General features: G+C 71.4%; 11 protein-coding genes and 3 pseudogenes. 4 read left to right on the top strand and 10 right to left on the bottom strand.

The features are described from left to right. Together DEP02_RS01650 and DEP02_RS01640 are read left to right on the top strand one after the other, a co-directional pair. Positions 1–682, top strand: a 682-nt coding sequence (locus tag DEP02_RS01650; protein ID WP_112465512.1) for a hypothetical protein, incomplete at its 5' end; no start/stop codon positions are given. Positions 683–1957: 1275 nt separating this feature from the next. Next, entirely contained in the window at positions 1958–3277 is a 1320-nt protein-coding gene (locus DEP02_RS01640) for a phosphatase PAP2 family protein (protein WP_232838912.1), read from the top strand. Positions 3278–3860: 583 nt separating this feature from the next. Here the strand turns inward: DEP02_RS01640 and DEP02_RS01630 are convergent. The 5 genes from DEP02_RS01630 to DEP02_RS01610 form a co-directional block, all read right to left on the bottom strand. After that, positions 3861–4214, bottom strand: a complete 354-nt coding sequence (locus DEP02_RS01630) for a MerR family transcriptional regulator (RefSeq protein WP_112465510.1) — start codon at positions 4212–4214, stop codon at positions 3861–3863. Between the two features lie 896 nt (positions 4215–5110). Beyond that, positions 5111–5425, bottom strand: coding sequence for an SCO5918 family protein (locus DEP02_RS01625; RefSeq protein WP_112465509.1), 315 nt, complete (start codon positions 5423–5425; stop codon positions 5111–5113). Between the two features lie 6 nt (positions 5426–5431). Beyond that, positions 5432–5809 (bottom strand): CBS domain-containing protein, encoded by a 378-nt coding sequence (locus DEP02_RS01620; protein ID WP_438947712.1) that lies wholly within the window; start codon positions 5807–5809, stop codon positions 5432–5434. Between the two features lie 60 nt (positions 5810–5869). Then, complete coding sequence (locus tag DEP02_RS01615; protein ID WP_112465508.1) at positions 5870–7330, bottom strand: DEAD/DEAH box helicase; 1461 nt, start codon at positions 7328–7330, stop codon at positions 5870–5872. A gap of 178 nt (positions 7331–7508) precedes the next feature. After that, the gene (locus tag DEP02_RS01610; protein WP_028799214.1) at positions 7509–7712 is read right to left on the bottom strand and encodes a cold-shock protein; all 204 of its coding nucleotides are present in this window, start codon (positions 7710–7712) and stop codon (positions 7509–7511) included. Between the two features lie 1007 nt (positions 7713–8719). Here DEP02_RS01610 and DEP02_RS35735 point away from each other — a divergent pair. Continuing rightward, on the top strand, positions 8720–8794 hold the full coding sequence (locus tag DEP02_RS35735; RefSeq protein WP_109542219.1) for a 50S ribosomal protein bL37: 75 nt from the start codon (positions 8720–8722) through the stop codon (positions 8792–8794). 539 nt (positions 8795–9333) lie between these two features. On the opposite strand, the pseudogene DEP02_RS01600 reads toward DEP02_RS35735, so the two are convergent. Both DEP02_RS01600 and DEP02_RS01595 read right to left on the bottom strand, forming a co-directional pair. Continuing rightward, positions 9334–9435 (bottom strand): annotated as a pseudogene (locus DEP02_RS01600) (transposase); the annotation flags it as partial. Then, positions 9436–10815, bottom strand: a complete 1380-nt coding sequence (locus DEP02_RS01595) for a hypothetical protein (RefSeq protein ID WP_112465514.1) — start codon at positions 10813–10815, stop codon at positions 9436–9438. It abuts the pseudogene before it with no gap. Between the two features lie 161 nt (positions 10816–10976). On the opposite strand from DEP02_RS01595, the gene DEP02_RS01590 reads away from it, so the two are divergent. Next, the gene (locus DEP02_RS01590) at positions 10977–12215 is read left to right on the top strand and encodes a molybdopterin-dependent oxidoreductase (protein ID WP_198668241.1); all 1239 of its coding nucleotides are present in this window, start codon (positions 10977–10979) and stop codon (positions 12213–12215) included. 355 nt (positions 12216–12570) lie between these two features. On the opposite strand, the gene DEP02_RS01580 is transcribed toward DEP02_RS01590, so the two are convergent. The 3 genes and pseudogenes from DEP02_RS01580 to DEP02_RS01570 form a co-directional block, all read right to left on the bottom strand. Further along, positions 12571–13335, bottom strand: a complete 765-nt coding sequence (locus DEP02_RS01580) for a class I SAM-dependent methyltransferase (RefSeq protein WP_112465506.1) — start codon at positions 13333–13335, stop codon at positions 12571–12573. A 440-nt stretch (positions 13336–13775) separates the two neighbouring features. Then, positions 13776–14378 (bottom strand): annotated as a pseudogene (locus DEP02_RS01575) (TIGR04282 family arsenosugar biosynthesis glycosyltransferase); the annotation flags it as partial. Continuing rightward, positions 14375–14716: pseudogene (locus DEP02_RS01570) on the bottom strand (glycosyltransferase); the annotation flags it as partial. The pseudogenes DEP02_RS01575 and DEP02_RS01570, both read right to left, overlap by 4 nt.

The following is a 14716-nucleotide window of genomic DNA, read 5'->3' as shown; positions in this document are numbered from 1 at the left end:
CGGCGCCCCGCCGCGGACGCCGGCGGCGCCGGCCCCGACGCCGTCCGCAGCGCCGTCGGGGCCCGCGCGACCGGCCACGGAGGACCAGCTCCTCGACGGGATCACCTTCGAGCAGGCCGTCGACGGGCTGGAGAAGTGCCTCGCGTACAACCAGTCGATCCCACGCAGCCCGTCCGGCTTCCGCGCGGACCTGGGTGCGGCGCAGGAGTACCGGATCATCCTGGCGATGCACAGCACCGGCGACTCCAACGCGCCCGGCGATGGCATGTACGTCGTCGCGGTGAAGGAGCAACCGAAGCAGACCCGGCTGATCTGCAACGTGAAGAACGGTGAGGCCAGCGGTCTCAACACCAGCGTGGGCGCCGACGACACGCCGGACGCCGGCCCCGTGACGGCCGACAGCAACGGCGGCAAGCTCCACCGGCAGTCGGTCCTCGACCACGGCAACTGGAAGCTGCCGTTCCGATGGGGTGTCATCGGCACCGTCAAGCCGTCGGTGGCCCGGGTGACCGTCACCTACGGCGGCGTCACCCGCCAGGCCGCCCTGGACCACGGCTGGTTCGTCGCCTCCGGCGTCCTGTCCCAGCAGGTCACCGTGGCTCCGCGCATCAAGGGCTACGACGCCGACAGCAAGCTGGTCTACGACTCCGACAAGGACAAGTCCTACGAGAAGCGGCTGTAGTAGCGCCGCCCGGCCGGGGGGCGCCACACAGGGGTTGGCGCCCCCGGATCCCGGTCAGCGGTGCGGCACGAGGGCCTTTCCGGTCGCCGGTGCGGATGCGACGATCCACACCGGGCCAGAAGGCCCTCACCCATCTCGGGATCCCTGGGCCGAGAGCTCCGTCACCCACCTCTGTGGACGGAAACACCCGGAACGCCCGGCCCCGCCAGGTGCACCGCAGCCGGCGGGACGACACCCACGACGCCGTTCCCCCGTCCGCCCGTCGGCCCGATCACCCGGCCCGGGCACGTCGTCGTGCTCGGCCTCGGCCGACGGAACCGGCCCCTCACTTCCCGCGCACGAGGGTGCGTGCCGGACGTCCCGTGGCACGGTCGGATGCCGTGCTGCCCCTGCCCGCGCGGCCGTCGACAACCCCGCCATCCGCTCGCTGCCCTGCTCACGCCGCTCGTCGGAGCGCATGAACGGGCGGCGCCTCCAGGGCGACACCAAGTCCGGGGCCGGAACCCGGACTGCGATTCTTCCCGCGTTCCTCCACCGGGAGTTGCGGTCCGGAGCCGCCCTCGAGGACACCTTGGTACGCGCCGGGCAGTCGTCCGCAAGGTTTGCGTTGAGGCCGCCAAGAAGGCGACCGAGGAGCCCTCTGGTACGAAACGACGGCGCTTGTGCGCCCACATGGCTATTGACCTGCGCAGATCCGCTGTGCTTCCCTCCCCGTGGGGGGCCTGGGCACCGCTGTTGACTGTGGCTGCCCGCTCTGCGGGGCACACCAAGAGCACGGGTGGCGTAAAGGGGCGGACCGAGGGGGACGAGGTGTCTCGGGGCTTTGGGGGATGCATCGGGATCGCGGGCGGAGCGACCGCTCCGCCCCTGCGCACACCTCGACCGGGCCTGCCCCTGCAGCGGGCGCCACGAGGCCGGTGCTCCTTCACACGACGGCCTCGTGCCCCTGCCGGTCCGTAGTGATCCTCGTACGTCCGCCGAACGAACCCCCTGACATCACCGTCACCGCTGTCGCACCGCGGGTTTCCACGGGCGCCGCACGCGACGGACCCGCCGCAACCCGGGCTGTGGTCTTTCCGTCTTGCTTCGGCGGGCAGCTCTTCGCGAGGGAAAAACGGTTCCGGCCGGAAGATGACGAGCGGAACCCGCCCTGACATGACCAAAACCTAACAAAGCGGCCAAGAATTGAGATACATACCACCGCGGGACTTCTCGCGAATAAACCGAAGAACCGTGTTCTCCGCGAGGTGCCGACCACGGGCGATCCTCTGGGCCGTGGTGGGTGTCGCGGCCCTCGGATTCCTCATCGCGTTGGAGTTCGCCGCGCGTCGTCACGGTCTGCCGGGGCCGATCACCAACCAGGTGCGAGAGGTGGTGTTCGCCCCCAAGTCGGGCGGCCTGCTGTACGCCGCCATGGCGTTGACGATGGTGGTCCTCACCTGGCGGCAACGGTTCATCGCGGCGGGTGCGGCGATCGGTATCGATATCGCCTTCTTGCTGGTCCGGTGGGCGGTGGACGCCGAGACGACCGGCGGCCACCCCTTCGGCAACGGCGCGTTGTGGGTGATCCTGGGCTGCGCGGTCATCGCTGTCACCCGCCGCACCGGCCGGGAACGTGTCCTGCTGCTGAAGGGCGTCGGGCTGGGCCTGCTGCTGATGGCCGGCCGCAAGACCGGCGACACATGGCTGCTCATCACCTCGAAGACCCGCCCGGCGGTGCTCGACCAGTACGTGGCAACAGCCGATCACGCGCTGGGCGATCCGTCGTGGCTGGTAGGCCGGGTCGTCACGGCCACCGGCCCCATCGGCTTCAATTTCCTCGACACCGTCTACGGTCAGCTCGCGGTGGCCGCGGTCGTCGTCGCGCTGTACCAACTGCGCGGCGTGGCGGTCGAGCGCCGCTTCCCGGGCCATCACCTGGTGCGCACCTTCCTGGTGATCGGCCTTGTCGGACCGGCCTTCTACATGATCTTCCCGGTGGTCGGGCCGATCTTCGCCTACGGCACCGGCACCGAGTACTGGGCGCCGATCAGCCTGTGGGCGCCGGACCTTCCGGCCAGCGGGCACTGGGCGGTGGCCGACCTGTGGCCACAGACGCCACCGCCGGTCAGCACCCCGCACCCCATGCCGTTCGACGGGATCACCCCGCGGAACTGCATGCCCAGCCTGCACACGGCGTGGGCCGTCGCGATCTTCATCCATTCCCGGAAGGGCCCACGCGTTCTGCGGTACGCAGGCACGTTCTGGCTGATCGCCACGCTCGCCGCAACGCTGGGGTTCGGCTACCACTACGGCGTGGATCTCATTTCCGGCGTGGTGTTCACGCTCACGATCGAGGCGGCTCTGCGGTCGTACGACCGCGGCTGGGACCGATCAGGGATCCGGCTGGTCGCTTACGGAGCAACGGTCTTCGCCGCGCTGCTGGTGTCCTACCGCTTCCTGCCGTTGACGATGGCCGAGCATCCGTGGGTGTCCGGACCACTGCTCATGCTGGCGATGACCTCAGTGGTCTACGGCTACGTACGGACCACCGCGGCGTGGGAGCCGAGGGCCGCGCCGGCGCCACGACTGGAACCGCAGCCGGAACCGATCTGAAGTGCCGCACGCTCCGTGATCGCCACACTCCTGGGCCGGGCGATCGCCCGGCCCAGGACCTTGACACGGCCCGTGGTTCCCGCACGGGTGAGCCTGGCCACGCCGATCTCGCCGCCTACTACGCACGGCCGTGGACCACAGCACCCACCGACGCCCGAGGAGCCTGCGCCGACGCCGGGTCCCGCCACGGTCGCGGGTCGTATCAGGGACCGTTGTCACTGGCCGGGGCACGAGGTGACGATGTGTGCCGTCGTGTCGTGCCGCCGGTGCCGCCGGTGCCGCACTCCCCGGCGGTGCCCTTACCGACGCGGGCGTTCAGGTATCTCCGTGCGGGCGGGTCGCACCGTTGGTGACCGCTGTTGTCCGCTCTCATGGGCATGGCTGGGGCGCGCCGTCGTGGAGTGCCGGATCCAGGGGCGTACGCGTGCCTTGAGGCATGTCCGGCGCCGGCCCACTGCGGCGTCCACGGGCCGGTGTGCAGGTGGCCTTCGACCCGGGCGAGGACGAGGGTGGCCAGGGGGACGGCGGTGACGGCGGGCATGGCGCCGTGTGCGTTCGAGCCGACCGGCCCGCGCCCACGTGATCAGCTGGAGTCGCGACTGGAACTGTCGGGCGCTTCGTTCGCGGCACGGCGGCGGTACTCGGCGTTGATGCGCTGAGCTTCCTCGAGCTGGTCCTCGAGGATGATGATGCGGCAAGCGGCCTCGATCGGCGTGCCCCTGTCGACGAGCTCGCGGGCGCGCGCGGCGATCCGCAGCTGGTAGCGGGAATACCGGCGGTGTCCGCCCTCCGACCGCAGCGGAGTGATCAGACGAGCCTCACCGATGGCCCGGAGGAAAGCCGGGGTGGTGCCGAGCATCTCGGCGGCTCGGCCCATCGTGTATGCGGGGTAGTCGTCGTCGTCCAGACGATCGCCGAGAGGGGTATCTGTTGTCATGTCACCTCTTGTACCGCTTGTGCAACACATCGGGGGGCCCTGGTGCCGTACGGCACCAGGGCCCCGAAGGAAATTGAACACCATCTGTCGGCCCTAATGCTGTGCCGACCTTCTGTTTCCGCTACCCGGCCCTGCGGAAGGGGGGTGCGGGGATCGCGGCTGCGTGACCGGGGACCACCATCCAATCCGGGGTCTTGCGGTACCCGGGCCGAGTTCTTCTCGGTCCGGGCGATCCTGATGGCGTCTGCTCCTCCGTCCTTCCTCGAACCACTTGGTGACTGGTACTGCGGTACTGCTCGGTGGTGCTGTTGGCAGCCCCTCGATCTGCGGGCCGCCCAGTGCGGTTCTCAGCCCCGTCACCGTTCTGCGAACACCTTGGCTTCGGGACTCCAGAGCCGCGCTGACCTGCGAACTTCATGTACTGCAACCCGTCAGTTCGTGTCTGCGGGTTTCGCTTGACCGTGTTGACGAGAAAAAGACTAACTGCGCCGGACGCCAATGTCTACTCCGGCAAAAGTAGATTTCAGCCCTCTGGGGGAGCAGGCAGTCTGTGTCCTGCAACCACGGGTGACACAGGTCGTCGTGGCCGGCGGCCCGGTCGTCACCGGCCGACCGGCTCCCGACGCCATGTGCGGGAAGCGTGTGCCGGAGGTCCTGAAGGACGCGGTCCGTCTCGGCCCGTTGTCCGACGTCCTCACCCACGGCCCACGAGAGGGCCGGCCCGGCCGCGGCGCTCCACCCTGACACCTGCGCTTTCCTCTCGCCCGGATCCCGCAGGGCAGCCCCGGGACCCCCGCGACGGGCGGAGAACGGACGACGAGACGACGGTGAGGGCCCTGCCGACGCGCGTCGGCAGGGCCCTCACCGGGATCCTGATGGCGGCACTCCGCCCGAGCTCATTCCTCCGGAGGCGCGGTGCCGCCGAGCAGTGCCGACGCGGTTCGGAGCGGAGTGGAGACACGCACGGGCGTGGCCTCGGGGTGGCCGTGGCAGGTGAAGCCGAGGCGGACCATGGCCCGGATGACCTCGCCGCTGGTGAAGTCGCGGCGGTCCTGTCGGGTGATGACCTGGCCCACCTGCTTGACGGGGTAGCGGCGGCGGCCGATGGTCACGGACTCACCCGTGACGAGCTCGGGCGTGACGCCCTTCATCGAGGCCAGCACTCCGGTCTTGGTCAGCTCGAACGGGTACCGGGCGATGACACAGCGCATGATGCCTCACGGGGAGAAGGAGAACGGGCTGACCGGGTCAGGGGCGGCGGAGCGACGGGGAGAGGACGAGGACGCCCCGGGCCCGGCCGTGCTCCCGGCGGCGCCGGGTCGAGCGTCGGGCGAGGTGAGCGATCCGTCGAGGACGTCCCGTAGACGGATCCGGTCCGTGTACGTGGGACTGTCGCGGAGAACGGCGAGCCGGGTCCGGGTGATCAGGCCCGTGCACTGGTCGTCCTCGTCGCAAAGGATCAGGTACTCGACACCCGCCCCCGCCATGACGGACAGGGCCACCTCGACGGTCATGTCGTCGCGGACCAGCGGTCCGGAGGCTGCCATGTCGTCGACCACGGGCATGGGGGCGGGGTCCGCCGCTTGGTGCTGCATCCGAGCCGTTGTCAAAAGTGCCTCCTACGGGAAGGGGTGGGCTCTGCGATCACAGTGGCTTCAGGCAGCCGGGGCGACGGCGGGCTGCCGCTGTGCCCTGCGGCGCGGCGCTTCGCCGACGGGCCGGCCCTGACCGGTGCGGCCCCGGCGGCCGCGGGGCGAGGAGGACGCGCGGCGGGGACGTTCCGCGATCGGCGCGGTGATGACGACCGGGACACCGGGAGGATCCTGGGCACCTGTGATGCGACCCAGCTCCGTATCGCCCGAACGTACCGGGGTGATCCGCGGGGTGATGCCGGCCGAAGCCATCAGTCGGCTCATGGCGCGGCGCTGGCCGGGGGTCACCAGGGTGATGACGCTGCCGGACTCGCCGGCGCGTGCCGTACGGCCGCCGCGGTGCAGGTAGTCCTTGTGGTCGCTGGGCGGATCCACGTTGACGACCAGGTCGAGGTTGTCGACGTGGATTCCGCGCGCCGCGACGTTGGTCGCCACCAGTACCGTCACATGGCCGTTCTTGAACTGGGTGAGGGTTCGGGTGCGCTGCGGCTGGGACTTGCCGCCGTGCAGGGCGGCGGCGCGGACGCCGCTGTGCAGCAGGTCCCTGGTCAGCCGGTCCACCGCGTGCTTGGTGTCCAGGAACATGATCACTCGACCGTCCCGTGCCGCGATCTCGGTGGTCGTCCGGTGCTTGTCCGCGTCGTGCACGTGGAGCACGTGGTGCTCCATCGTGGTGACGGCACCCGCCGGAGGGTCGACGGAGTGGACCACCGGGTCGGTCAGGTAGCGGCGGACCAGCAGGTCGACGTTGCGGTCCAGGGTGGCCGAGAAGAGCATGCGCTGCCCCTCGGGACGCACCTGATCGAGCAGGGCGGTGACCTGGGGCAGGAAGCCCATGTCGGTCATCTGGTCGGCCTCGTCCAGGACGGTGACGGCGACGTCGTCCAGTCGGCAGTCGCCGCGGTCGATGAGGTCCTTGAGCCGCCCCGGCGTGGCGACGACGACCTCCGCCCCTGCACGCAGCGCACCGGCCTGTCTGCCGATCGACATCCCGCCGACCACAGCGACCGACCGCAGCCCTACGGAGCGGGCGTACGGCGTGAGCGCGTCGGTGACCTGCTGGGCGAGCTCGCGGGTGGGGACCAGGACGAGGGCCAGCGGCTGCCGGGGCTCGGCGCGTCGGCCCGCCGTACGGGCCAGCACCGCGAGGCCGAAGGCGAGGGTCTTGCCCGAACCGGTGCGGCCACGGCCGAGTACGTCACGGCCGGCCAGGGAGTTGGGCAGGGTCGCCGCCTGGATCGGGAACGGTACGGTCACGCCTTCTCGGCCGAGCGCGGCCAGCAACCGCGCCGGCATGGTGAGCTCGGCGAACGACTCGACCGCGGGCAACGCGGGCGTGACCGTCCGCGGCAGCGCGAACTCGCCCCTGGGCGCGGTCTGCGGGCGTCCGCCGCCCCGGGAGCGGCGCGGAGCGCCGGAGCGGTCGTATGTACGGGTTGTGCGTGCAGTGCGTGCGCGGTTCATGCGGAACCTTCCTCGATGCGGGCGCGTATCAAGGAATTCCCGCAGCAAAATGAATGGCGCGGAGAATCGCGAGAACGAGCCGGAAATGACAGAGCCGAATCGCCCTGAAAATGACGCGAGCCGGGGCCCGCACCCCAAGGTGCGGGCCCCAGCTGCGAAGTATGCGTCAGTGCTGGTGTCAGGCGGGAACGATGTTCTCGGCCGTCGGGCCCTTCTGGCCCTGCGCGATGTCGAACGACACCTTCTGGCCTTCCAGCAGCTCACGGAAGCCCTGGGTGGCGATGTTCGAGTAGTGGGCGAAGACGTCGGCGCCGCCGCCGTCCTGCTCGATGAAGCCGAAACCCTTTTCCGCGTTGAACCACTTCACGGTGCCAGTAGCCATGTCATTTCTCCTTCGGAAACGGTGCTCGGAATCCACCCTGTGCGGATTCCGCGTCGCCGTGCTGATTACCCCGTCGGAAAACGAACCTTCTGGCAACCACACCTGCAACTGAGATCGACAGTAGCACGGCGCGATCGGCCTTGCGTGGTCGATAATTCCACTCCGCCTGTCGGTTGAGGAATACTCGCCGCGCTCCGTGCCTATTTCTCACTTCGCGAACACAGATATTGCTTCGCGCGGACGCGGTGTTCCTGTCGAGCACTTCGGGCCGCAGGGCCATGACCTCCGTCGATGAGCCAAACGCCGCCGCCACCGTGGTCAACGGACGGGGCAACGGCGGACCGGCCGAAACCCCACCACCGAGACGAAGGACACATCGGCCGCGAAGAGTACGACCCGGTGCCCGGCAGGTGGTCCAGCCCGTCCCGCCGAGCCGGTCGACGAGCTCTTCCGCGCGCAGCGCGACGTCCTCGGCGTCAAGACGGCGGCTGATGCACTGTACGGGCGGCCCCGTGGGCAGGGGCGCAAGGCTGGAGGCCGGCGGATGCGGAGGAAGAGGCGGCGCAAGCCCGACGAGTAGCGTCCTGGGAACGGATCATGCACGCGACATCGTTCGTCGGTTGCGTCGATGATGCCTGGCCACTGAAAAGCTGTACTCGCCGTCGGGCTTCATGCGGGATGTGAGCCGAACTCGGTTCTGTCACGGACGGAGAGCACCGGCATGCGCTTGAGGAGCCTCACGTGCCGGCAATGCGGGGAGCTGCCCCACAGAACAGCAGCCCCAGGTCGCTCGCCGCGTCTGACTCCTGCACAAGTGCGAGGCAGGCGGCTGCTCGTTCGCCGAGTCGGTACCCACCGCTTCAAGAGTTCGATCAGGCACCCTCTGCGGCTGATCGCCCTGCAGTCGTCGGCGCCGCGCCCAGCTGCCCCGCTCCGCCGATGCGGACTCCACGGACCGAATTTAGACTGACGAAGGCGTGGAAAGTTCTGAATCAGGGAGACCCACCATGTCCAAGCGAGGTAATAAACGACGCGGACGTAAGAAGAAGAAGGCCAACCACGGAAAGCGTCCCAACGCCTGAGCCGCCGACTGTGGTCACACCGATTGCTGTACTCCGCCGCTGTACAGCACCAGGTTGCAGGATCGCGTATACGGACGGCCGCTGACCTGGCGTGACGGTGACCTGCGTGTACCTGGGTCGCTCGCCGCTGTTCCCCGGTGTCCCCTCCGGTTGCCGCTCGGTCGGGCAGGCAAGGGGCACGGTGCCCACCAGGGCTATTCGTAGACTCGAGCGGCAGTTGGGGCACGGGCGAAGAACGTCCAGTCACCTTCGGGTGGTGGGCCGTGCCCGAAGCTCCGGTACCACTCAGAAGACGCAGCGCCCCAGGCTTCCAGGGCTTCCAGGAAACGGACCACGCCTGCTCGGCTCTGCCGTCTCAGTCCGGCCCCGGCCTGGTCTTCACCCCCTGTGTGAGCGAGGCATCTCCGATCTCCGAGCGGACTACTTGCAGTTCAGGAGGCTGGGAACGGCGAGCGGGTGCGTCAATTTAACGGCTGGTCCTGGTTGTTGAGTGGTTAGTTGTTGCTCGGGGTCAGGCGGCCCTCGAAGGCGATCTGGAAGTTGACGCTCTCGATCGCGTTCGTCGAGCAGATCACCTTGCGCATCTCGACGTCGAAGGAGAGGAAGGGCACGAACTCGGCCCAGGCATCCGACCACAGCTTTCACCACCCGGTGAGCAGCAGATGGTTGAGGAGCAGGGCGAGCAGCGCCTGCGCGGTGAGCCAAGCGCGGATGGGGGTCCCCCCTGCTGGAGCGGAGCCGGAAGCTCGGGGGAGGGTGAGGAATGCGCACGCCGGGAGCAGCCACAGCGCGAAGGGCAGCCAGATGCGCTCCGTCTCCGCCTTGCTCATGCCGGACAGGTCGGCGACCAGCAGGGCGAGGAGGGCGGCGGCCACGAGGAGTGCGAGGCGGGCCTCGGCCGTCCGGTCGGGAGGGTCGCCGCGGCGCCGGACGAGCACCGCACCGGTCCGCCGCAGGCCCGCCGCCGTCGCCAGGCCCGTGATGAGGACCGTGCAGGCGAGGTTGGCCCACACCCAGTAGCCGTAGGGGCGGATGCCGCCCACGCCCTGGTAGTAGCGCGTGACCAGCAGGTGGTACGCCTCCCACCAGCTGAACCCGGCGAGCGTGAACGCCGTCGGGACCACCGCCAGTCCGGCGAGCAGGGGCACCAGCAGGGCGGGGCGCCCTCGGATCCCGTGTCGGCCGAGCACCAGTACCGCCGCCGCGATCAGCGCGACGAGCGTGAGGCCGTACGACAGGTAGCAGGTCAGGCCGAACAGCAGCCCGGACGCCCCCGCCCACCACAGGGACCGTCGGGTGACCGCCAGTGCGAGCAGCGCCACCGCCCACGCGGCCACCGCCGCGAAGTACGCGTCGGCCGAGGCGCCCATCCACACGGCGGCCGGGGCCAGGACGAGGAAGGGCGCCGCCCCTCGCGCGAGTGTCTCGCCGGCCAGGGCGCGGACCGTGACCAGCACGGCCACGCAGGCCGTCGCCCCGACGACGATGCACCACATCCCGGCCCAGCCCCCGCCCCGCAGCCCGATCCGGTCGAGCAGGACGAAGGTGAGCGTGGCCGCGGGCGGGTGGCCGGCGACGTGGGCGGGCCAGTTGTCGGGGGAGCCGAGCAGGATGTGCCGGGTGAAGCCCCGTAGTGCCGCCGGGACGTCCTGGAAACGGTCGATGGCCCGGAGGTACTCGTGGGGGGTGGTGAGCCGGACGGCGATGCCCCGGTGCCAGCCGTCGATCAGGGCGAGGGAGGAGGTCCACGCCATGGCCGTGCCCCACGTCAGGGGGACCAGGGCCCGCCAGGGGAGACGGGCCGCGAGGGAGGGGCCGTACGCCACGGTGGCGATCGCCACCAGGACGGCCGCCGGAGTGCCGGGGCCGAGGTGGGGTTCCCAGGACGCCAGCAGTGGGGGCCAGTCGACGAACAGCGTACGGCTGGTCCCCTGGATGTGGCGGCCGACCAGCACGGCCGCCGTCACGAGCAGCACGGCGGCCCCGGCTGCGTACAGGTCACGGCTCAGGCCACGGGGCACGCCGGAGTGCGCGGTGCCGGGCTCGGCGGAGGGCGGGGTGCGGATCACACCGGAACGCTAGGCCGCGCGGCCGGTCACGGAGCGCCGTCCGGGCCCGATGTCAGAGTTTCGTCATGGGTCGTGCACCCTTTCGCGGGGTGGTTCCGGCCTACCGTCGGAACATGCGCGACCTCGACGCCCCGCGGCTTCCCTCCTCGCCCGGCTTCTGGCGCAGTCCCCTGCGCGGCCCCTGGTTCACCTCGGTGCTGGGCCTCGTCCTGCTCGTCGGCATCACCGTGCTGTTCGTGACGGGCCTGGTCTCGTACGCCGCCTACAACCCCGATTTGTCGCCGGTGAACGACAAGACACCGGGCAAGGGGATCCTCGGCTTCTACCTCTTCGCCTGGCCGACGGACCCGCACTGGCTGTACCGGCTCAACCAGGGCGTCCACGTCACCCTCGGCATCACCCTGATCCCCGTGCTGCTCGCCAAGCTGTGGTCCGTGGTGCCGAGGCTGTTCGCGCTGCCGCCGGCCCGCTCGCTCGCGCACGCCCTGGAACGGATCTCGCTGCTGCTCCTGGTGGGCGGCGCACTGTTCCAGTTCGTGACCGGCGTGCTCAACGTCCAGCTCGACTACGTCTTCCCCGGCTCCTTCTACCCGTTGCACTTCTACGGAGCGTGGGTGTTCTTCGCCGCGTTCGCCGTCCATGTGCTGCTGAGGCTGCCCGCGGCGCTGCGCAATCTGCGGCACCTGCGGGAGGAGAGGAGCGACCTGGTGTCTCCGCGCCCCGCCGAGCCGACCGTCTCCCGGCGGGGTGCCCTGTGGTTCGTCGGAGGCGGCTCGCTGCTGCTGCTCGCCACCACGGTGGGGCAGAACTTCGACGGTCCGCTGCGGCGCACCGCCCTCCTCGCACCGCACGGCGGCGGCGATCCCGGCAGTGGCCCGAACGGCTTCCAGATCAACAAGACCGCCGCGTACGCCGGGATCGACGCGGCGGAGACGGGCGAGGACGCGTGGCGGCTCGTCGTCACGGGACGCACGGGCACCGTCCGCCTCCGCCGGGACGAGTTGCTCCGGCTCCCCCTGTACAGCGCGGCCCTGCCCATCGCCTGCGTGGAGGGCTGGTCGACGTCGGACCAGTGGTGGCGCGGGGTGCGGCTGCGCGACCTCGCGGCGCTCGTCGGGTACGACGACGACCCGCCGGACGTGTTCGTCGAGTCCCTCCAGCGGAGCGGCGCCTTCCGGAAAGCCGCCCTGCGCGCCAACCAGGTGGCCGACCCGCGTTCCCTGCTCGCCCTGTACGTCAACGGCGAGGAACTGTCCCCCGACCACGGCCACCCGGCGCGGATCATCGTGCCCGCCGCGCCCGGTGTGCTCAACACCAAGTGGGTGGCCCGGATGACGTTCGGAGACCTGTGATGCTTCGGCTGCTTCCGCGCGTTCCGATCGGCAGTCCCCTGCAGCTCCTGCTGCTCGCCTGCTCCTTCGCGCTCGCCGCCTACGCGGGTGTGCGGCTGCTCGCGGACGACTGGCTCGGCGTGGCGCTGTGGTTCGTGGGGGTGGCGCTGTTGCACGACCTCGTGCTGCTGCCCCTGTACGCGATCGCGGACCGGGCGGCCGTACGGGGGCTCGGCGCGGTCCGGCGTCGGGTGGGGGCACCGCCCACGCCCTCAAGGCAGTGGGGGAGGGTGCCGTACGTGCGCGTACCGGCGGCCCTCTCCGGGCTGCTCCTTCTCGTGTGGTTCCCGCTGATCAGCGGCATGGTGGAGCGGCGCTACCGGTTCGGCACCGGGCTGCCGGCGGACGTGTTCCTCGCCCGCTGGCTGCTGATCACCGCCGTCCTCTTCGGCGGCTCGGCGCTGCTGCTGGCGCTGCGGCTGCTGCGGCTGCGCAGGGCGGCGAAGCACCGTCCGCCGGTCGTCCACTGACCGGCCCGCTCCCAGCCCTGGGCGTACCGGAGCAGCGCCCGCGTGCCGAGCCGTGCCCAGGGGAAGAGCGCGTCGGTTCCACCGGCGTCGGTGAGGTCGACGACCTGCACCTGGGCGCGTTCGTCGACGTCCACCGGGACGGTCTCGGCGATCAGCAGGCCGCCGGGGCGCAGGAGCCCGGCCACCCGGTCCAGGAGCGCACGCGGGTCACCGCCGATGCCGACGTTGCCGTCCATGAGCAGGACGGTGCCCCAGTGCCCCTCGCCGGGCAGCGGCTCGAAGACCGAGCGCCGCAGCGCCCGACCCCCGAGTCGCACGGTGTGGTCCACGGCGGCCTCGCTGACGTCGACGCCGAGGACGGTCCGGCCCCGGGCGGCGAGTTCCGCCACCAGTCGCCCGGGCCCGCACCCCACGTCCAGCACGGTTCCCTCGCAGCGGTCCAGCACGTCCCGGTCGACCGCGTCGGCCCGGGCGCACCAGCGTTCCACCTCCAGCGGCAGCAGCCAGCCGTCGGCGCGGCGCAGGAACAGCGGGCCGCGGCCGGCGCGCAGGGCGGCGGCGTAGGGGTCGGCGGCCGCCCAGGCGAGGGCGGTGGTGGGTGGGGTGCTCATCGGGGTGTGGGTGACGAGCCCTGCGGGGAGTCCTGCGGGGAGTCCGGTGGGGAGTCCTGTCGCGGGTCCGGTGACGAGCCCTGCGGGGAGTCCGGTGGGGAGTCCTGTCGCGGGTCCGGTGACGAGCCCTGCGGGGAGCCCTGCGGGGAGTCCGGTGGGGAGTCCTGTCGCGGGTCCGGCGAGGAGCCCTGCGGGGAGTCCGGGGGGGAGTCCTGGCGCGGGTCCGGTGACGAGCCCGGCGGGGAGTCCGGCGGGGAGTCCTGTCGCGGGTCCGGTGACGAGCCCTGCGGGGAGCCCTGCGGGGAGTCCGGTGGGGAGTCCCGTCGCGGGTCCGGTGGGGAGTCCGGCCGGCTGGCCGGTGGGAGGTGCGGCCCGGGGCCCGGCTCTGTGGCCGGCGGCGAGCCGGCCCCCGTGACCGGCCACGCATCCGGCCCCGCGACCGCCGTGCACCGGGCCAGCCGGGCCGCGAAGCGGCCGTGCGGAGCCAGGGCGGCGACGGCGTGGGCGTCGGCGGCGGTGTCGACGTCGCGCAGGGACGGCAGGTCGCGCACCCGCAGGCCGGCGGTGAGGAGCCGGTCCCGTTGGAGCGCTCCCGTCACCGGGGTCGACATGGGCACGCCCCGCAGCAGGTCGGGATCGGGACGCGCCAGGCCGAGGGCCCAGAAGCCGCCGTCCTCGGCCGGGCCGAAGTGGGCGTCGCAGTCGGCGAAGTCCACGGTGAGCAGTTCCGGCGTCACCTGCGGGGTGTCCATGCCGATGAGCAGGGCCGGGCCGTCGCAGCGCGCGAAGGCGTCCGCCAGCCGCTCGTCCAGCCCGCCCGCGCACTGCGGTACGACGTCGAAGCCGGGCGGCAGCCAGGGGCCGGGGGTGCCGTCGAGGACGAGGACGCGCCGGGAGGCGGGCGTGGCCGCCACGGCGTGCAGGGTGTCCGCGAGGGCCGCCTCGGCCAGCTCCGCCGCCTGACCGGGCGTGAACGGCGGGGTGAGCCGGGTCTTGACCCGGCCCGGCCGCGGCTCCTTGGCGATGACGAGGAGCGCGGTCAACGGACGGTTCCTCCCCCGTGCGCGGGGGGCTCACGCAGCACGCGGCTCATGTCCTGCACGGTCTGCCAGGTGCCGCGCCAGGTGCCCGTCACCTTCGAGGCTCCGGCGCGCGGCAGGTACGGCACGTCGTGCTCGGCGATCCGCCAGCCGGCGTCGGCCGCGCGGACGACCATCTGGAGCGGATAGCCGCTGCGCCGGTCGGTGAGGCCGAGGGCGAGCAGGGGCTCGCGGCGGGCGGCGCGCAAGGGACCGAGGTCGCGCAGGCGCAGCCCGGTGCGGCGGCGCAGCATCCGCGCGAGCGCCAGGTTGCCGGCGCGGGCGTGCGCGGGCCACGCGCC

It is taken from the genome of Streptomyces triticisoli (genome assembly GCF_003270085.1).
GTDB classification, from domain to species: domain Bacteria; phylum Actinomycetota; class Actinomycetes; order Streptomycetales; family Streptomycetaceae; genus Streptomyces; species Streptomyces triticisoli.
This window is presented reverse-complemented; position numbering and strand designations above follow the sequence as displayed.

Bases quoted from the DNA above. Each gene is read 5' to 3' on its own strand.
- DEP02_RS01625 (WP_112465509.1), bottom strand. From the start codon at position 5,425: ATGCGCTGTGTCATCGCCCGGTACCCGTTCGAGCTGACCAAGACCGGA.
- DEP02_RS01580 (WP_112465506.1), bottom strand. From the start codon at position 13,335: ATGAGCACCCCACCCACCACCGCCCTCGCCTGGGCGGCCGCCGACCCC.
- DEP02_RS01610 (WP_028799214.1), bottom strand. From the start codon at position 7,712: ATGGCTACTGGCACCGTGAAGTGGTTCAACGCGGAAAAGGGTTTCGGC.
- DEP02_RS01615 (WP_112465508.1), bottom strand. From the start codon at position 7,330: ATGAACCGCGCACGCACTGCACGCACAACCCGTACATACGACCGCTCC.
- DEP02_RS01590 (WP_198668241.1), top strand. From the start codon at position 10,977: ATGCGCGACCTCGACGCCCCGCGGCTTCCCTCCTCGCCCGGCTTCTGG.
- DEP02_RS01630 (WP_112465510.1), bottom strand. From the start codon at position 4,214: ATGACAACAGATACCCCTCTCGGCGATCGTCTGGACGACGACGACTAC.
- DEP02_RS01620 (WP_438947712.1), bottom strand. From the start codon at position 5,809: ATGCAGCACCAAGCGGCGGACCCCGCCCCCATGCCCGTGGTCGACGAC.